Below are 20,036 nucleotides of genomic sequence, written 5' to 3' on the forward strand. Positions count from 1 at the left end.
ATGAGAAAAGATTTTAAAAACTTAGATATATATGCCGCTTTTCAACCCGTCAATGGTGCTGAGTGGCAAAAGGCTAACGGCATCCATGCTGATTGGAAAACGCCGGAACACATTGAGGTGAAGCCTGTTTATACAAAAGAAGACCTTGAGGGAATGGAACATTTGGGTTATGCTGCCGGACTTCCTCCTTATTTGCGTGGTCCGTACTCTGTAATGTATACATTGCGTCCCTGGACTATCCGTCAGTATGCAGGTTTTTCTACAGCGGAAGAGTCAAATGCCTTTTACCGTCGTAATTTGGCTTCTGGACAGAAAGGTCTGTCCGTAGCTTTCGACTTGGCCACTCACCGTGGCTACGACCCCGACCACGAACGTGTAGTGGGTGACGTAGGTAAGGCAGGTGTGTCTATCTGTTCCTTGGAGAATATGAAGGTGCTGTTCGATGGAATTCCTTTGAACAAGATGTCCGTCTCCATGACCATGAACGGTGCCGTACTTCCTGTTATGGCATTCTACATCAACGCAGGTCTGGAGCAGGGTGCCAAGTTAGAAGAAATGGCTGGTACTATCCAAAATGATATCTTGAAGGAATTCATGGTGCGTAATACCTATATTTATCCGCCTGCATTCTCTATGAAGATTATCTCCGACATCTTTGAATATACTTCCCAAAAGATGCCTAAGTTTAACTCTATCTCCATCTCCGGCTACCACATGCAGGAAGCGGGTGCTACGGCAGACATCGAGTTGGCTTACACCCTGGCAGACGGTTTGGAATATCTGCGTGCCGGAACGGCTGCGGGTATTGACATCGATGCTTTCGCACCGCGTCTCTCTTTCTTCTGGGCCATCGGAACGAACCACTTTATGGAAATTGCCAAAATGCGTGCCGCACGTATGTTGTGGGCAAAGATTGTGAAGCAGTTCAACCCGAAGAATCCGAAGTCGCTGGCTTTGCGTACGCACTCTCAGACTTCCGGCTGGTCGCTGACAGAGCAAGACCCGTTCAACAATGTGGGCCGTACTTGTATTGAGGCGATGGCTGCTGCATTGGGACATACTCAGTCACTGCATACCAATGCTCTTGACGAGGCTATTGCCTTGCCGACGGATTTCTCTGCACGTATTGCACGTAATACGCAGATTTATATTCAGGAAGAAACTTACATTTGCAAGAATGTAGACCCATGGGGTGGCTCTTATTATGTGGAAAGTTTGACCAATGAGTTGGCTCACAAGGCTTGGGAATTGATTCAGGAAGTAGAGAAGCTGGGCGGTATGGCAAAAGCCATCGAAACCGGTATTCCCAAGATGCGTATCGAAGAGGCTGCTGCACGTACACAAGCCCGTATTGATAGCGGTTCACAGACCATTGTCGGCGTGAACAAGTATCGTCTGGAGAAAGAAGCTCCGATTGATATTCTTGAAATCGACAATACGGCTGTCCGTCAGGAACAGATTGAAAACTTGAAGCGTCTGAAGGAAGGACGTAACCAGGCAGAAGTGGACAAGGCTTTGGAGGCTATTACTGAATGTGTAAAGACAGGTAAGGGCAACTTGCTGGAACTGGCTGTCGAGGCAGCCCGTGTCCGTGCCACTTTGGGGGAAATCTCTTATGCTTGCGAAAAGATTGTAGGACGTTATAAAGCAGTAATTAGAACTATATCAGGCGTGTATTCATCAGAAAGTAAGAATGACAGCGACTTCCACCGTGCTTGTGAATTGGCGGAGAAGTTTGCGAAGAAAGAGGGACGTCAGCCTCGTATCATGGTAGCCAAGATGGGCCAGGACGGTCACGACCGCGGTGCCAAGGTTGTTGCAACCGGATATGCCGACTGTGGCTTCGACGTGGATATGGGACCCTTGTTCCAGACACCGGCCGAGGCTGCCCGCGAAGCGGTTGAGAACGACGTTCATGTAGTGGGGGTTTCTTCATTGGCTGCAGGACACAAGACATTGGTTCCGCAGATTATCGAAGAACTCAAGAAGTTGGGACGTGAGGACATCGTAGTGATTGCCGGTGGTGTAATCCCCGCACAAGACTATGACTTCCTTTACAAGGCAGGCGTAGCTGCCATCTTCGGCCCCGGTACTCCGGTTGCCAAGGCTGCTTGCCAGATATTGGAAATCTTGTTGGATGAAGAATAATCCGACACGTTAAATGTTAAAAAAGGACGGTGTGCGTTTGCATATCCGTCCTTTTTTCTTAATCTGTGTTATATAGCATGCTTTTTTTCTTGGATAATTTGCAGATTTATCAGAAGTCCGTATCTTTGCAATGTGTTTTTCATAGTATTAGATTTAAGGTTAACAAAGGTTGGAGTACAGCGGTACTCCTTTTTTTATGTTCATATGTCAGCTTTTGGGGAGAAAAAATTACCAGGTCTATGTTATCGTTCCTTGCTTATCGTTTCGTTCTTGCCCCCTTTTTATTACCTTTGTCCCACTAAATAAAATAGCGAATGATAGTTTGTATTGCCGAAAAGCCCTCTGTGGCGCGTGACATAGCCGATGTATTGGGAGCGAGAGAAAAGAAAGATGGATACATCGAAGGAAATGGATACCAGGTGACCTGGACATTCGGTCATCTTTGTACGCTGAAAGAGCCGCATGAATATACCCCTAATTGGAAGTCATGGAGCTTGGGAAGCCTGCCCATGATACCTCCCCGTTTCGGCATTAAGCTGATTAGTAATCCCACATACGAGCGCCAGTTCCATACGATAGAGAACCTCATGCAACATGCCGATATGATTATAAACTGCGGTGATGCCGGGCAGGAGGGAGAATTGATACAGCGTTGGGTGATGCAGAAGGCCGGGGCACGTTGTCCGGTGAAACGTCTTTGGATATCTTCATTGACAGAGGAAGCTATTCGTGAGGGGTTTGCCAAGCTGCGTGATGCGTCGGATTTCCAGCCTTTGTACGAAGCAGGCTTGTCGCGTGCCATTGGCGACTGGCTGCTCGGGATGAATGCCACCCGCCTCTACACCATGAAGTATGGGCAGAACCGGCAGGTACTTTCTATCGGCCGTGTGCAGACGCCGACACTGGCGCTGATTGTAAACCGTCAGTTGGAAATACAGAATTTTGTTCCCAAGCAATACTGGGAGCTGAAGACCGTCTATCGTGATACCACTTTCTCCGCTATCCTCCGGAAAAGTGAGGAGGAACTGGTACTGGAAGCCGAGAAGCAGAAAGAGGCTATAGCTGCCGGGAAGAAACCTAAAAAAGAAGAAGAGAATCGAGGTATCGACCCCATTACCGACCGCGAACGTGGGCTTGCTTTATTGAACCAGATTAAGAATTCTCCTTTTACCGTGACGGATGTCACCAAGAAAGAGGGGAGGGAGGCGCCACTCCGCTTGTTTGACTTGACTTCTTTGCAAGTGGAATGCAACAAGAAGTTTGCCTATTCCGCTGATGAGACGCTGAAAATCATTCAGTCTTTGTATGAGAAGAAAGTGGCTACCTATCCACGTGTAGACACTACCTATTTGAGTGATGACATCTATCCCAAATGCCCCGGCATCTTGAAAGGTCTGCGTGATTACGAGACATTTACAGCCCCTTTGACAGGAACTGCATTGTTGAAGTCCAAAAAGGTTTTCGATAACTCGAAGGTAACAGACCACCACGCCATTATTCCTACCGGCCAGCATCCGCAGAATCTGACGGATATGGAGCGTCGCGTATTCGATTTGATAGCATGCCGTTTCATTGCTGTATTCTATCCCGATTGTAAGTTTGCCACTACCACCGTATTGGGAGAGGTAGAGAGCATAGAGTTCAAGGCCACCGGCAAGCAGATTCTGGAACCGGGTTGGCGTGTTATCTTCGGCACCCCCTCGGCACAATCGCAGGAGGAGAAAGAGGAAAAGGGAGAAGAGGAGAATGTGCTTCCGGCTTTTGTGAAAGGAGAAAGCGGGCCGCACGTTCCCGATTTATATGAGAAGTGGACGCAGCCGCCCCGGCCTTATACGGAAGCCACCCTGCTGCGTGCTATGGAAACGGCGGGCAAGCTGGTGGATAACGACGAACTGCGTGATGCGCTGAAGGAAAATGGTATCGGTCGTCCGTCTACCCGTGCAGCCATCATCGAGACGCTGTTCAAACGAAACTATATCCGCAAGGAAAAGAAGAACCTGATAGCCACTCCTACCGGTGTGGAGCTGATACAGATTATCCATGAGGAGCTGTTGAAGTCGGCGGAACTGACCGGTATTTGGGAGAAGAAACTGCGTGAGATAGAAAAACGAACTTACAATGCCGGACAATTCTTGGAAGAATTGAAGCAGATGGTATCGGAAGTCGTGATGAGTGTACTTTCTGATAACAGCAACCGCCACATCACCATCCAAGCGCCTGCTCCCGAAAAGGGCAGTAAGGCTTCTGCCAAGACAGAGGCTGCCGATAAGCCGAAAAAGGAGCCGAAGAAAAGAGCACCGAGAAAGTCTGCCGCCGCAGGTAAAAAGAGGGAACAGGCTTCGGGCGCTGTGGCAGCTTCAAGTGTGGAGGTTCCCGTACAAGCTGACGATTTCGTCGGTCAGCCTTGTCCGCTTTGCGGAAAAGGTACCGTTATCAAGGGGAAAACGGCTTACGGTTGTTCCGAATGGAAATCCGGATGCACATTCCGTAAGCCGTTTGAATAAGGGTAATCACATTAAATAATTCTCTCCGCCATGTATTTCCAGAGGGGAGCAGCCATCAGCGCCTGGCGGATGCTTCCTTGCTGCAGCAATTCCTTGACCTCTTGCAAGGAAAGCAGGTGTACGGTTAGGTTTTCCGTATCTTCCAACTGTTGCTCGGAGATTTTCTCCACGTCCGTAGCCAGGAAACAGTAGGTAATGTTGGTGTGGGTACTTGGATTGGGAGAGATTTGCATGAACTCTTTCCATACTCCGTTTCCATAGCCGGTTTCTTCCAAAAGTTCCCGTTGTGCGGAAACCATCGGAGAGCCGTCCTCTTCTTCGCATACCCCTGCACAGAGCTCATAGGACGTTTCTTGTATGCCATGCCGGTATTGGCGGATAAAGACAAATTGTCCATCACGGGTGATGGCAATGGTATTCACCCAGTTTGGATATTCCAATATATAATAGGAGGGGATGTGGTTGCCGTTGGGTAGCACTACATGGTCCTTACGCACAGTGAGCCACGGAGCCCGATGAAGGTATTCGCTGGATAAGACGGTCCAGGTGTCTTTTGATTTTTCCATAATGGTAAAATTGACTATATTTTAAACAGCATCCCTCCGATATTATCTGTCGTGGCTCCCGTCACCGAGGCGAGGCATCCGGGTGTGTCCACCATATAGAGGGCACCCAGGAAAGCAAAGATTAGGGCTTCCTTGTATTCTATGATTTGCCGGCTGGGAATCACGATTTCACACGGACACAAGGCGTCGATACGTTCTATGAGGAACTTGTTGAATGCACCTCCACCGGTAATCAGCAGTTTTCCGTTACCATCGGGCAAGGGGCGGGCGGTGATGATGCGTGATATTTGCCAGGCGGCATGCTCGTAAAAGGTACGTAGCATATTCTCCATACTCAAGCCATAACGCTCGAGCATGGGATATACCAGCGTTTCCACCCACTCCCGTCCCAATGACTTCGGTCCGGACTGATGGTAGAAATCCATTCCGTTCAGTTCGTCCAGCAGTTCTTGGCAGATGTTGCCTTGCCGTGCTATCTCGCCGTCACGGTCAAATTCCAATCCTATTTGCCGGCAGTAATGGTTGATGACGTAATTCACCGGACTGATGTCAAAAGCGATGCGCCGCCCGTCCTGCTCGAATGAGATGTTGGAGAAACCGCCGATATTCAAACAGAAGTCGTAGTCGGCAAAAAGCAACCGGTCGCCAATAGGTACGAGTGGAGCGCCCTGCCCACCCAGCATGATGTCCAGCCGCCGGAAATCCGAAACGGTAGGTATACGGGTTTCAGCGGCAATGGCGGCTCCGTCACCTATTTGGTACATGATTCTCTTTTGAGGCTCATGGAAGATGGTATGCCCGTGGGAGGCGATAATATCGGGGTGGACTCCAAATTCTTGCATGAACTCGTTGACACGTTCACCGAGAAACTTTCCATAGGAGCTGTGGAAAGTGATGAACTCCAAAGCACTCATTGTCTGTGCACCGGTACCCAATATCTGCTTCATGGCGTCGGGGTAGCTATAGCCTTTTGCACAGTCTATGTGGAAAGACCATTTTCCGGCTTGCTGCCGGAAAGTGCAACAACATACGTCCAGCCCGTCAAGGGAAGTGCCGGACATCAGGCCGATGGCTTGAATTTGGAAGTCTTTCATCCTGATTTTCTTGTTTTATTTATAATTGAGGTAGAATTCGACAACAGCTTCTATTCCTTTACGGAAGATGTCCAACGGTATATTCTCATTAGGTGAGTGGATGGCGTTGGATTCGAGCCCGAAGCCCATCAGAACGGTTTTGATGCCCAGTACTTGCTCGAAAGTGGAGATGATGGGGATACTTCCACCCCGACGCACTGCCAGCGGTTTCTTTCCAAAAGCTTTTTCAAAACCTTTTTCGGCGGCTTGGTAGGCGGGTAGGGTGATGGGACATACATATCCTTGGCCTCCATGCATCGGAGTGACTTTTACCTGTACTGAATCCGGCGCTATGTCCAGAATGTAGTCGGCAAAGAGCCGGGATATCTTGTGGTGGTCCTGGTGGGGAACCAACCGGCAGGATACCTTGGCGTATGCCTTGGATGGGAGCACGGTCTTGGACCCTTCACCCGTATATCCGCCCCAGATGCCGCATACGTCGAAAGACGGACGGCAACTGTTACGTTCCAGCGTACTGTAACCTTTCTCTCCGAAAAGTGCTTTTACATGGATAGCCTTTTTGTATTTCTCTTCGTCGAAAGGAATGCGGGCTATCATGTCGCGCTCGGCTTGGGGAACTTCTTCCACATCGTCATAGAAGCCCGGTACGGTGATACGTCCCTCTGCGTCCGTCACTTGGCTGATTATCTGGCAAAGTACATTGATGGGGTTGGCAACAGCACCGCCGAAGTGACCGCTGTGTAGGTCGCGGTTGGGGCCGGTCACTTCTATTTCCCAATAGGCTAGTCCGCGCAGTCCGGTGGTCAGTGAAGGCAGGTCTGCACCAAGCATGCTGGTGTCCGAAACCAGAATGACGTCTGCTTTCAGCAACTCTTTGTGCTCCTGGCAGAAGCTTTCTAAGCTGGGCGAACCGATTTCTTCTTCTCCTTCGAAGATGAATTTTACGTTGGTTTGCAGCAGTTCGTTGCGTACGAGGTATTCAAACGCTTTCACTTGTATGAAAGATTGCCCTTTGTCATCATCAGCACCACGTGCCCAGATATGTCCGTCGCGTATTTCCGGCTCAAAGGGGTCGCTTTTCCAAAGTTCGAGAGGTTCGGCTGGCATCACGTCGTAGTGGGCATATACCAATACGGTCTTGGCGTCCGGGTCTACGATTTTCTGTCCAAAAACAATCGGGTTACCTTTGGAGGGCATTACGAGGGCTTCATCCGCTCCGGCTTCGAGCAGCAACTGTGCCCAGCGTTCGGCGCAGGCAAGCATATCGTCGTGATGCTCGGGTTTGGCACTGATGCTTGGAATGCGAATGAGGCTGAACAAGTCTTCCAGCATTTTAGGCTCGTTCTCGGTGATGTATTTCTTTATTTCCATGGGTGAATATTATAGTTGTGTTGTTCTGTCAATCAGGTAATAATCCAACAATGTCATTGCTGTCATTGCTTCCACGATGGGTACTGCGCGTGGCAATACGCACGGGTCATGGCGTCCTCGGGCTTTCAGGGTGGTGTCTACACCGTCAATGTTCACGGTGTGTTGCTCCATCAGTACGGTTGCCACGGGTTTGAAGGCTACACGGAAATAGATGTCTTGCCCGTTACTGATTCCACCTTGTATACCGCCCGAATGATTGGTGCGGGTCTCGATACGTCCGTTATTGTTGTAGAACACATCATTCTGCTCCGAGCCTTTCTGCTTTAATCCCTTGAAACCGTCTCCATACTCGAATGCTTTTGCTGCATTGATGCTGAGCATGGCTGCTCCAAGTGCTGCATGGAGCTTGCCGAATACGGGTTGTCCCAGTCCGATGGGGCATCCTTTGACGACACAAGTCACCACTCCTCCGATGGTATCTCCTTCTCCCTTTATCTTGAAGATGAGTTCTTCCATTTCTTTTGCCTTCGCCGGGTCGGGGCAGCGGACCGGATTGGTCTCTATCAGGTCGAGGTCGTATGCGGTATAATTTTCTTCAAGGCGGATAGGACCTACTTGTGAAGTGTACGCCGTGATGTGTATACCCAGCTGCTTCAGCGCCAATTTGGCCAGGGCACCCGCTACTACACGCGAGATTGTTTCACGGGCTGATGAACGTCCACCTCCGCGGTGGTCGCGGATGCCATATTTCACTTTATAAGTATAGTCGGCATGTGACGGTCGGTAGACTTCTTTCAGATTATTGTAATCGTCAGAATGTTGGTTTTGGTTCCATACAATGAATCCTATGGGGCAGCCTGTGGATTTTCCTTCGAAGATGCCGGAGAGGAACTCCACTTTATCACCTTCTTTCCGGGCGGTAGTGATACGTGACTGTCCGGGGCGGCGTCGGTCGAGCTCTGCCTGGACGAAATCCATATCAATGACTATTCCTGCAGGGAATCCGTCTATCACTCCTCCCACGCCCTTACCGTGCGATTCCCCAAAACTGGTAAGACGGAGAATATTTCCAAATGAGTTGAACATATCAAATGCTTTAAAGGTTTATATATGAGGTTAATGTGCCAATACGCTTTATAAGAAATGCTTTTGACTTTATAAAGATAACAACTTTTTTTGGGATTCGTTTGAACAGAATACATTTTTTTGCAAACAATAGTCCCTTGTGACGAAGATTTTATGCCGTATTAGGGCAGATCTTAATCTTTGGGTCGCATAAATTTATTCGTTATACCCAGGTTATACTTTCGTTAAACCATTGTATAGCGAAAGTATAACCTGGGTATAACGAAAGTATGACCTTAGTCTAATGAATTATAATTGGTGGAAAAAGTAGTTGGTTTCCGGTACCCGGCTAATTAAAATTAAAAATAGTAATGATTATCTTTAATATGTTAGTAAAACGTACCTTAAAAAAAGAACATCCTTTTTTTAGAAAAGACCTTGTCTGGTATTCTTGAAAAGTGTTACTTTGCACCTTTGATTTAAAATTGGGAAATTAATAGCTTCTTTGGAAGCTTTTTATTAACTAAACAAGTACTCAAAAAAGTATGAAAAAGAATTTATTTTATTTATTTGCATTGATCTGTTCAATGAGTTTATTCACGGCTTGTAGTGATGACGATGATGATACTTGGCAGCAAATTCCTCAGACAGAGTTGTCTGGAGATAAGGCTGATTTGACTGTCAATGGCGTGAAATCAACCTCTGGTTCTGTTCAAATGTCTGTTAAAAATGAATCTGAGGGTATTTTAACCTTGAAAAATGTAATTCCAGGTTATGAGAATGTGCCTGTTAATGTTGAATTACAGAAACAATCAGGTGATTCTTTTATTTTTGCAGGTACTGCAAAATTGAATACAGCTCCAGCCATAACGAAAGAAACTGCAAGCGTTCCGGCTATCATGACTGTTGAAGTAAGCGGCACTGTTTATTTGGATGGATCTATCAAAGTTGATATGAAAGCTTCTGGATTGGGATTATATGTAGGTACTTACAATGGAGAAAAGCTGGCATTGAAATATGGTGGCTCAGTAATGGTTGGGAAAACGGCTGTTTTGAGTGCTGTGGATGGTAGCAATATGGAGCTTGTTTTGCAAGGTGTTGTTCCGGGAGAAGATCAAGTGAAGATTTCCAATGTGCAACCTGATGCTTCCGGAAGTTTTTCTGGTGAAGCTACTACGGCGGCAAATAATACGGTAAAGTATTCAGGTTCATTTTCAGCTGCTACCGGAGTGCTTTCTTTGGAGTTGAATGCAACTCTGGCAAATACATCCGATTGGGCAAAGACTTATGAACTCGCACCCTATTCAACAGTTGAAGGCTTTGAATGTATGGGAATGACATTGGCCAATTATCCAGTTGCCGGAGCTCTTTATTCTACTTGGAAAGCAAATGTAATGGAAGAGGGTGTAGTAACGGAAAAACCGGAAGAATATGTTGACCTGATGACTGGCTTGTTCAGATGTTTGGGAGGAGCTTTGCTGCCACAGACTTTGCATGGTGTAACTTTGTCAGCGGATGGTAATATTACTGCCGATTATGTTGCTAAGCCCAATATCGTTTTTGAAGCGAGTTGGATGATGGGAGTCATCATGTCCGGTGCTTTTCCTGCACAAGATACAATTAAGGATTTAGTAGCGGAAAGTGGTTGGACAACTTCACCTAAGAATTTGGCCTATTGGTTCCCGAAAGATGGCAAAATTTATGTAAAACTTGATATTGCTTCCATTTTAGCTACAGTCGGAGGTGAAAATATGGGTAATCTTAGTGGAATCATAGAACAAGTGTTGAACGGTCAGCCGGCTATGATTAAAGAACTTTTGAAGACTGTTGGATTTGATTTAGACAAGGTTAGTGATGCTTCTTTTGAGCATTTGCTGGGTATGGTTAAGAATGGTTTTCCTATGGTACCGGTTTCAAAAGATGGACATACATATTTATATTTAGATAAGGATGTATTCGACCCGTTGTTCAAAATGACCGATACGGGAGAAGTTGATGATTGGGGAAGTCCTGTTTATGCATCTGATTTTACTTATATTTGGGATGCTTTGGCTGCCTCTGGCATATTGCCGGAAGAAGCTAAGGCTGCAGGAATATTTGTGCAGTTGATTGGTAACTATTGGAATCTTTCTGCTCAAACCTCAGAATTTAATTTGGGATTGGATTTGATTGCGAAGTAAACTGATTTATGCATGGAACCGTATTTTGAAGTAGTTCCATAGCTATATAAAGAGTTCTCTCTTTTCAATTTGATAGAGAGAACTTTTTTTATTCTTTTTAAGCGTACTTCGCCCTTTAAATTTAAAAGATTTTATGGCCCTTTTAGAGGCTTTCAATATACTGAAACTATTAAAAATATGAAGAAAAAGTTGCTTTACTTATTTGCATTGATTTGTTCTATGAGTATGTTTACTGCTTGTAGTGATGATGATGACAAACCAAACTGGAAAAAGCTGCCTACACAAGAAATTTCTGCCGGAAACTTGGCTTTGACAACAAATACTTTACCGCAAGTAGGTGCAAGTGTCAAATTGGCTATGGTAGATGAAAATAATGGGGTGCTGACTTTGACTAAAGCAATCAGAGGTGTCAATGAGATTGAGATTGATGTAGTTGTTACAGAACAAACAGGTGGGCTCTTTCAGTATCAGGGGACGGCCTCTGTTCCGACAACAAAAGTAGTATCTGAATTGGTTAGTTCCATTGCTGTGAAAGTTAATGGTAATATAACTATGGATGGTAAAGCTAAAGTTGAAGTGACGACGGAAACTTCAGGGGATTTGGTGAAGAAGTGGTTGCTTTGTGATAAGCTTTACACTACCACGGGAACTGATGTGAAAAGGAGACCTTATGCGCCTGCCAAGATAAATTTACTTTCAACTTATAGTGGAGGTAAAACAGCTGATAATATAAGCAATTTGGGCAGTGGAATTTTGTCGGCTGTGATGGTGAAACTGCTAAAAGATGTAGAGTTCAAGGCAGACGGGAATATTGTAGCTGATTATGCACAAGAAATCAATATTGAAACAGCTGATATTGTTAAAGGTATATTGTCAAGTTTGCCTTCTACGAGCAATGTTTCCTGGGTGACTTCTCCGACAAATTTTGCTTATTGGTATGTTAGTGGCGACCATATCAATCTCGTATTGAATCTTTCAAGCATTATCAATAAGATCATGGAAAATCAAGATGGTGCTGATACTAAAAATACGGTTGCTTTAACGGAAATTCTGGAAGGATTAAGAGGAATGAAAGGTGCTGAAATAAAGGCCCTCTTGTCTGGACTTTTAGGAAATCTCGGTAGCGAAGGAATTTTGTCCAAGTTGGATCTTACAAAGATTTCGGATGCAGATGTTGAAAAGTTAGTGGGTTATCTTTTGGATGGCTTTCCGTTGAATTATGAAATATCTGAGATTACTGTATCTGATGGAGTTACAATAGATAACATTTATGTGTATCTCGATAAAGACTTTTTTGATATGCTGATGCCGCTTATTTATCCATTGTTGCCGGAATTGGATGCTTTGATAGATGGTTTGGATATAAAGATATTGGGAAGTCCGGTTGGTAAATACATTAGAACCATGTTGAATATTGAATCTATGACAGATTTAGAACAGGTGTGGAAAGAGAGCACCGTATTCAAAATAGGAATTGATATTTCATCAGGTTCTCATAAAGTTTCTAAGTAGTCTTGTTAAAATAGCGTTGCAAGCGAAAGAAGAGGGTATTTTCAATTAGCACCCTCTTTCTTTTTGACTTATGTTTTGCTGTCGAATCTGATTTTTTTATTAGTTTTTTCCTACATTTGCATATTGAATAATCAAACAGTGGAAACAAAATGACAGAAATTGAAAGACGACAGATCAATGCTTTAGTTAAATCTGAGGTGGTTCCTGCCATAGGTTGCACAGAGCCTATAGCTGTGGCATTATGTGTGGCAAAAGCTACAGAGGTTCTTGGTAAACGTCCGGAAAAGATAACAGTCCTTTTAAGTGCTAATATCTTGAAGAATGCAATGGGGGTGGGGATTCCTGGTACCGGTATGATTGGATTACCTATTGCTGTGGCATTGGGAGCCTTAATCGGTAAATCAGCATATCAATTGGAAGTTTTGAAGGATAGCACTTCTGATACCGTGGAAGAAGGAAAGCGTTTTATTGATGAGAAGCGAATCCATATATCATTAAAAGATGGCATTGAAGAGAAACTTTATATTGAAGTTTGTTGTGAGGCGGGAGAAGATAAATCTACAGCAGTCATTGCGGGTGGGCATACTACCTTTATATATATAGCGCTCAACAATGATATATTGTTGAGCAGGCAAGCAGAGGTCTCTACAGAAGCAGAGGAAAAAGCTCTTGATTTGTCTTTACGTAAAGTCTATGATTTTGCAATGACCACTCCGTTGGACGAGATTCGATTCATTCTCGAGACAGCCCGTTTGAATAAGGCTGCGGCCGAGCGTTCTTTTGAGGGTGATTACGGTCATGCTTTGGGGAAAATACTTCGTGGTACCTATGAACATAAAATTATGGGAGACAGTGTGTTCTCTCATATCTTGTCTTATACCTCTGGTGCATGCGATGCTCGTATGGCAGGTGCCATGATTCCGGTGATGAGTAATTCAGGCAGTGGTAACCAAGGTATTTCAGCTACTTTACCGGTACTTGTTTATGCAGAAGAGAACGGAAAGTCGGAGGAGGAAATTATCCGTGCTTTGATGTTGAGTCATTTGACGGTAATTTATATCAAGCAGAGTTTGGGACGGTTATCTGCCTTATGCGGTTGTGTGGTTGCTGCCACGGGTTCCAGTTGCGGTATAACTTGGCTGATGGGAGGCACATACGAGCAGGTGTCATATGCTGTACAGAACATGATTGCCAATCTTACCGGAATGATTTGTGATGGTGCCAAACCCAGTTGTGCATTGAAAGTAACTACCGGAGTTTCAACCGCAGTGCTTTCAGCCATCATGGCCATGGAAAACCGTTGTGTGACTTCCGTAGAAGGTATTATTGATGAGGATGTGGATCAGAGTATCCGTAATCTGACAAAAATCGGTTCTAAAGGAATGAATGAAACGGATAAATTGGTATTGGAGATAATGACAAGTAAATAATATAGAATTTGAAAATTAAAGAATTAAAAATTAAAGAATTACCATGCGGCATGCTTAATACTGTGTAGTCTGATTCTTTAATTTTTAATTCTTTAATTTTTAATTCTTAATTCTTTAGTGGCAGCATCCACCTCCACATTCATGGTCGCCGCATCCGTCGCCACAGTCACCACAACCGCAGCTGCCGCAACCGCCACCCATCATACGGGCAACTTCAGCAAGCTCTTCGTTCGTAGCCGGGCGGCTTTCCACCACTTCTCCGGTAAAGTTCAAATCACAACCTGCGAGTGGATGATTCATGTCCATTACAACTACGTCTTCCTTTACTTCTACTACACTTCCATTGATGCGTTGACCTTCAGAAGTCATCAAGGGGATGACGGCGCCTTCCACTACACGGTCGCTGTCGAATTCTCCTTCTATCATGAAGATTTCTTTGGGGAGGTCAATAACATGGTCGTCGTCATATTCACCATAAGCTTCTGATGCCGGAATGGTAAAGTCGAATTTATCGCCTATCTGCAAGTCTTTTATCTGGGCTTCAAAGGGTTCGAGTGTCATTCCCAGACCTGAGATAAACTGAAAAGGATGCTCTACGGGTGCTTCTTCTTCGAAATCTTTTTCTCCGTTTTCGATTGAGTACAGCTTATATGCTACGGTGATGTACTTGTTTTCTACTGTTTCCATTAATTTTCTATCTTTATTTAATTAGTAAATACTTTTTTTGAGTATTTGAAGAGACAAAGATACGAATTATTTGTTTCGGGATGTAGAGAGCCTTTGGTAATTTTCAGATTATTAAATGGTTTCAATGATTGGCAATACATTTACATTGGCTGTCTGAATGGTGCTATTTAGAACTGTTAAGTGATAAAATAGGATTTTAGGGCGATATTTTCTTACGATTATTCATATTTATCTTATTTTTTTCTTCAATTTGTTTGGAGATTATAAAAAAGCCCTTACCTTTGCAGCACGTTTGAAACAAAAAAGAAGAATTAAGTTATGAATTTACATACATCTATTAACCTGGCAGTCCTGCATATTATTCGCGTCGTGGTGGTGGCATCAAGAGCGTGAGAAAGGTTATGTATGTATTCGTACGTTAGAAGATAATTTATTAAGCCTTTCTCACTATAGTGGGAGAGGCTTTTTCATTAAAAGGAGATTTGAAAATGAAGCATCAGTTACGCAGCTCGTTCAGCACACAAGGTCGCCGCATGGCGGGAGCCCGTGCATTGTGGACGGCGAATGGTATGAAGAAGGAACAGATGGGTAAGCCCATTATCGCTATAGTCAATTCATTTACACAATTCGTCCCCGGGCATGTACATCTGCACGAAATAGGCCAGTTTGTAAAGGAAGAGATTGAAAAACTGGGGTGTTTTGCTGCGGAGTTCAATACGATTGCCATTGACGACGGTATCGCTATGGGACACGACGGTATGCTTTATTCCCTGCCTTCAAGAGATATCATTGCCGATAGTGTGGAGTATATGGTAAATGCCCATAAGGCAGATGCTATGGTTTGCATCAGTAACTGTGACAAGATTACTCCGGGGATGCTGATGGCGGCTATGAGGCTGAATATACCGACTGTGTTTGTTTCAGGCGGTCCGATGGAAGCCGGGGAATGGAACGGACAACATTTGGATTTGATTGATGCCATGATTAAATCTGCTGATGAAAGTGTGGGCGATAAAGAGGTGGCACAGATTGAGCAACATGCCTGCCCCACTTGCGGATGCTGCTCAGGCATGTTTACCGCTAATTCCATGAATTGCTTGAATGAAGCGATTGGATTGGCACTGCCCGGTAACGGCACGATTGTAGCCACTCACGAAAATCGCAAGAAACTATTTGAGGATGCAGCCAGGTTGATTGTAGAGAATGCCTTTAGATATTATGAAGAAGGGGATGAGAGTGTACTCCCGCGCAGTATTGCTACCCGCGAGGCATTTTTGAATGCCATGACGCTGGATATTGCGATGGGCGGTTCCACTAATACGGTACTTCATTTGTTGGCTGTGGCTCACGAAGCCGGAGCGGATTTTAAGATGGACGACATTGACATGCTCTCCCGCAAGACCCCCTGCTTATGCAAGGTGGCTCCCAATACCCAAAAGTATCATGTACAAGACGTTAACCGTGCCGGTGGCATCATTGCCATCATGGATGAGCTTGCCAAGGGCGGATTGGTCGATACGAATGTCCACCGTGTGGATGGAATGACGTTGGCAGAGGCAATCGACCGGTATAGTATTACCAGCTCTAATGTATGTAAAGAGGCAATCAAGAAATACTCCAGTGCGGCAGCCGGAAAGTTCAATCTGGTACTCGGCTCACAAAATGCGTCTTATAAGGAACTCGATACGGACCGTGCGACCGGTTGTATCCGTGATTTGGAACATGCATACAGCAAGGATGGCGGTCTGGCGGTTTTGAAGGGAAATATAGCTCAGGACGGTTGCGTTGTCAAGACTGCCGGTGTAGACGAGAGTATCTGGAAATTTACGGGGCCGGCGAAAGTCTTCGACTCACAAGATGCGGCTTGCGACGGTATTCTGGGTGGAAAGGTGGTCAGTGGAGACGTCGTCGTCATCACTCACGAAGGGCCGAAAGGTGGACCGGGTATGCAAGAGATGCTTTATCCTACTTCTTATATCAAATCCCGCCATCTGGGTAAGGAGTGTGCATTGATTACCGACGGGCGTTTCAGTGGTGGTACTTCCGGACTAAGCATCGGACATGTTTCTCCCGAAGCGGCTGCCGGTGGTAATATCGGCAAGATTAAGGATGGGGACATTATCGAAATTGATATACCGAACCGTTCTATCAATGTGAAGTTGACGGATGAAGAGCTTGCAGCACGCCCTATGACTCCGGTAACCCGCAACCGTGAAGTCTCCAAAGCATTGAAAGCATATGCCTGTATGGTGAGTTCCGCTGACAAAGGGGCTGTGAGGCTGATTGATTAAAGGCCTCACCCCCGACCCCTCTCCGAAAGAGAGGGGAGGAGGGAATGATACAAATTTCCGAAGTTTTTAATAAAAAGATAAAGTATGGCTGATAATAATAAAAAGAGTAACTTTTCCTCCCTCTCCCAAGGAGAGGGTCGGGGTGAGGCTCTAATAACAGGCGCAGAAGCATTGATGCGCTCTCTGGAGCATCAGGGAGTAAAGACTATTTTCGGTTATCCGGGAGGGAGCATCATGCCGGTATTCGATGCCTTATACGACCACCGGAAGGAATTGAACCACATCTTGGTTCGCCATGAACAAGGAGCAACCCATGCGGCACAAGGCTTTGCACGTGTATCAGGCGAGGTTGGCGTTTGTCTGGTTACCAGTGGACCGGGTGCTACCAATACTATCACGGGCATTGCAGATGCCATGATTGACAGTACGCCTATCGTTGTCATTGCCGGCCAGGTAGGGACGAACTTCTTGGGTACGGATGCATTTCAAGAAGTGGACTTGGTAGGCATTACTCAGCCTATCACGAAATGGAGTTACCAGATTCGTCGTGCAGAAGATGTGGCCTGGGCAGTGGCACGTGCTTTCTATGTGGCAAAGAGCGGACGTCCGGGACCGGTCGTGCTGGATTTTGCTAAAAACGCCCAAGTGGAGAAAACAGAATATGCGCCTACTAAGGTGGACTATGTCCGTAGCTATCTTCCCGTTCCCGAAATGGAGCCGGAGGCCATACGGCAGGCTGCTGAATTAATAAATGGTGCGGAACGGCCTTTGGTGCTGGTAGGACAAGGCGTGGAGCTGGGAGAAGCCCAGCAAGAGCTTCGTGCTTTCATTGAGAAAGCCGGAATGCCTGCCGGATGCACTTTATTGGGACTTTCCGCATTACCTACGAACCATCCGTTGAACAAAGGAATGCTTGGTATGCACGGTAACCTGGGGCCCAATATCAATACCAATAAATGTGATGTCCTTATCGCCGTAGGCATGCGCTTTGATGACCGTGTGACGGGTAAATTGGAAACATATGCCAAGCAGGCGAAGATTATCCACTTTGATATTGACCCTGCCGAAATAGATAAGAATGTAAAGACCGATGTTGCTGTCCTGGGAGATTGCAAAGAGACACTGGCTGCCGTTACCCAATTGCTGGAACCCGCCAACCATCAGGAATGGATTGACAGTTTCCGGCAATACGAGGAAGTGGAAGAGGAAAAGGTAATCCGTCCGGAATTACATCCGGCAGGAAAAGCGCTAAGCATGGGTGAGGTGGTGCGTGCTGTGAGTGAGGCTACCCATAACGGGGCGATATTGGTGACTGATGTCGGCCAGAATCAGATGATGTCCGCCCGTTATTTCAAATACAGCAAGGAACGTAGCATTGTTACTTCCGGTGGCCTGGGTACTATGGGCTTCGGCCTTCCGGCAGCTATCGGTGCCACTTTTGGACGTCCGGACCGCACGGTATGCGTATTCATGGGAGACGGCGGCTTGCAGATGAACCTGCAGGAACTGGGTACCATCATGGAACAAAAGGCTCCGGTGAAGATGATTCTGTTGAACAATAACTTCTTGGGCAATGTTCGTCAATGGCAGGCGATGTTTTTCAATCGTCGTTATTCGTTTACTCCGATGATGAATCCGGATTATATGAAGATTGCTTCGGCATATGATATTCCTGCACGCAGGGTAATGACCCGCGAGGAGCTGGCAAAAGCGATTGACGAGATGATAGCAACCGACGGACCGTTCCTGCTCGAAGCTTGTGTGGAGGAAGAAGGAAATGTAATGCCGATGACACCTCCGGGCGGTTCGGTCAATCAGATGTTGTTGGAATGCTGAAGTCATGCGAAATTAAAGAATTTACTCTATCTATGGATAAAAAACTATATACAATCATTGTTCATTCGGAAAACTTTGCCGGTTTGCTGAATCAAGTGACGGCTGTGTTTACCCGTCGGCAGATAAACATCGAAAGTTTAAATGTATCGGCCTCCTCCATCAAGGGGGTACATAAATATACCATTACCGCTTGGACGGACAAGGATACCATTGAAAAGGTGACCAAGCAGATTACCAAGAAAATAGATGTGCTGCAAGCCCATTATTTTACGGATGATGAAATCTATCAGCACGAGATTGCTCTCTATAAAATAACGACCCCTACGCTGGAAGAAAAACCGGAGGTGTCCAAAGTAATCCGTAAGTACAATGCCCGTATTGTGGAGGTGAATGCTGTATTTGCCATTGTTGAGAAGAATGGCATGAGTGAGGAAATAACCAATCTTTATGAGGAGTTGCGCCAGTTGGATTGCGTACTTCAGTTCGTCCGTTCGGGTCGCGTAGCCATTACGACCAGCTGCTTTGAGCGTGTCAATGAATATCTGGCGGACCGTGAAGCAAAATATCGTCAAAGTAAACACCAGGAATCATGATGAGCGAGAACAATAAGATAGGTACCTACAAGTTTGTTGCCGAACCGTTTCATGTCGACTTTACCGGACGGCTGACAATGGGAGTATTGGGCAACCATTTGTTGAATTGTGCGGGTTTCCATGCCAGCGACCGCGGTTTTGGCATCGCGACTCTAAACGAGGACAATTATACTTGGGTATTGTCCCGTCTGGCTGTCGAACTGGATGAAATGCCTTATCAGTACGAAGATTTCTCCATTCAGACTTGGGTGGAGAATGTCTATCGCCTTTTTACAGACCGTAATTTCGCTATCATCGATAAGGAGGGTAAGAAGATTGGGTATGCACGTTCCGTTTGGGCGATGATTAGCATGAATACCCGTAAGCCGGCAGATTTGCTGGCTCTTCATAGTGGCAGCATTGTAGATTATGTTTGCGATGAGCCTTGCCCGATAGAAAAACCTTCGCGGATAAAGGTGGCCTCAAAGGAACCGGTTGCTGCTTTGGTAGCCAAATACAGTGATATTGACATTAACGGGCATGTGAACAGCATCCGTTACATCGAGCATATCCTTGATTTGTTCCCGATAGAGATGTATAAGGAGAAGCGCATCCGTCGTTTTGAAATGGCATATGTAGCCGAAAGCTATTATGGGGATGAGTTGACTTTGTTCATGGATGATGCCGGTGAGGGCGTTTACGATGTGGAGGTGAAAAAGAATGGCAGCGAAGTGGTCTGTCGTTCTAAAGTGATATTTACAGAGAAATAAATAAATTTAT

14 protein-coding genes are annotated in these 20,036 nt (G+C 45.7%); 9 read left to right on the top strand and 5 right to left on the bottom strand.

Features of this window, described 5'->3' with window-relative positions:
* Entirely contained in the window at positions 1 to 2,148 is a 2,148-nt protein-coding gene (gene scpA / locus DW947_RS05240; protein WP_005833154.1) for a methylmalonyl-CoA mutase, read from the top strand.
* A 314-nt stretch (positions 2,149 to 2,462) separates the two neighbouring features.
* Positions 2,463 to 4,652, top strand: a complete 2,190-nt coding sequence (locus DW947_RS05250) for a DNA topoisomerase 3 (RefSeq protein ID WP_119958466.1) — start codon at positions 2,463 to 2,465, stop codon at positions 4,650 to 4,652.
* An 11-nt stretch (positions 4,653 to 4,663) separates the two neighbouring features.
* Here the strand turns inward: DW947_RS05250 and DW947_RS05255 are convergent, their stop codons facing one another.
* Genes DW947_RS05255 through aroC form a run of 4 tightly spaced genes read right to left on the bottom strand, consistent with a single transcriptional unit; the run spans position 4,664 to position 8,769 of the window.
* A complete protein-coding gene (locus DW947_RS05255; RefSeq protein ID WP_005827192.1) occupies positions 4,664 to 5,218 on the bottom strand; it encodes an NUDIX hydrolase in 555 nt (184 codons plus the stop codon).
* A gap of 14 nt (positions 5,219 to 5,232) precedes the next feature.
* Positions 5,233 to 6,312, bottom strand: a complete 1,080-nt coding sequence (locus DW947_RS05260; RefSeq protein WP_057252977.1) for an anhydro-N-acetylmuramic acid kinase — start codon at positions 6,310 to 6,312, stop codon at positions 5,233 to 5,235.
* Between the two features lie 15 nt (positions 6,313 to 6,327).
* Positions 6,328 to 7,683, bottom strand: a complete 1,356-nt coding sequence (locus DW947_RS05265) for a dipeptidase (protein WP_008664054.1) — start codon at positions 7,681 to 7,683, stop codon at positions 6,328 to 6,330.
* Positions 7,684 to 7,692: 9 nt separating this feature from the next.
* The gene (gene aroC, locus DW947_RS05270) at positions 7,693 to 8,769 is read right to left on the bottom strand and encodes a chorismate synthase (protein WP_008664052.1); all 1,077 of its coding nucleotides are present in this window, start codon (positions 8,767 to 8,769) and stop codon (positions 7,693 to 7,695) included.
* A gap of 524 nt (positions 8,770 to 9,293) precedes the next feature.
* On the opposite strand from aroC, the gene DW947_RS05275 reads away from it, so the two are divergent.
* The 3 genes from DW947_RS05275 (at position 9,294) to DW947_RS05285 (ending at position 13,870) form a co-directional block, all read left to right on the top strand.
* Complete coding sequence (locus DW947_RS05275; protein WP_117749858.1) at positions 9,294 to 10,928, top strand: DUF4925 domain-containing protein; 1,635 nt, start codon at positions 9,294 to 9,296, stop codon at positions 10,926 to 10,928.
* Positions 10,929 to 11,105: 177 nt separating this feature from the next.
* On the top strand, positions 11,106 to 12,440 hold the full coding sequence (locus tag DW947_RS05280; protein ID WP_117749857.1) for a DUF4925 domain-containing protein: 1,335 nt from the start codon (positions 11,106 to 11,108) through the stop codon (positions 12,438 to 12,440).
* 149 nt (positions 12,441 to 12,589) lie between these two features.
* A complete protein-coding gene (locus DW947_RS05285) occupies positions 12,590 to 13,870 on the top strand; it encodes a serine dehydratase subunit alpha family protein (protein WP_117749856.1) in 1,281 nt (426 codons plus the stop codon).
* A gap of 114 nt (positions 13,871 to 13,984) precedes the next feature.
* On the opposite strand, the gene DW947_RS05290 is transcribed toward DW947_RS05285, so the two are convergent.
* Entirely contained in the window at positions 13,985 to 14,557 is a 573-nt protein-coding gene (locus tag DW947_RS05290) for a peptidylprolyl isomerase (protein ID WP_005833142.1), read from the bottom strand.
* 488 nt (positions 14,558 to 15,045) lie between these two features.
* On the opposite strand from DW947_RS05290, the gene ilvD reads away from it, so the two are divergent.
* From ilvD to DW947_RS05310, 4 genes are all read left to right on the top strand, one after another.
* Positions 15,046 to 16,848 carry a dihydroxy-acid dehydratase gene (gene ilvD, locus DW947_RS05295; RefSeq protein ID WP_057087212.1) on the top strand — a complete coding sequence of 601 codons (1,803 nt, stop codon included), beginning with the start codon at positions 15,046 to 15,048 and terminating at the stop codon, positions 16,846 to 16,848.
* 84 nt (positions 16,849 to 16,932) lie between these two features.
* Positions 16,933 to 18,684, top strand: coding sequence for a biosynthetic-type acetolactate synthase large subunit (gene ilvB, locus DW947_RS05300; RefSeq protein WP_057087213.1), 1,752 nt, complete (start codon positions 16,933 to 16,935; stop codon positions 18,682 to 18,684).
* A gap of 32 nt (positions 18,685 to 18,716) precedes the next feature.
* Complete coding sequence (ilvN, locus tag DW947_RS05305; RefSeq protein ID WP_005833135.1) at positions 18,717 to 19,277, top strand: acetolactate synthase small subunit; 561 nt, start codon at positions 18,717 to 18,719, stop codon at positions 19,275 to 19,277.
* A complete protein-coding gene (locus DW947_RS05310) occupies positions 19,277 to 20,026 on the top strand; it encodes an acyl-[acyl-carrier-protein] thioesterase (protein WP_034523242.1) in 750 nt (249 codons plus the stop codon). The genes ilvN and DW947_RS05310 overlap by 1 nt, the downstream gene beginning before the upstream one ends.
* The last annotated feature ends 10 nt before the right edge of the window (positions 20,027 to 20,036 follow it).

Source organism: Bacteroides sp. AM44-19, from assembly GCF_003603395.1.
Classification (GTDB): domain Bacteria; phylum Bacteroidota; class Bacteroidia; order Bacteroidales; family Bacteroidaceae; genus Bacteroides; species Bacteroides uniformis.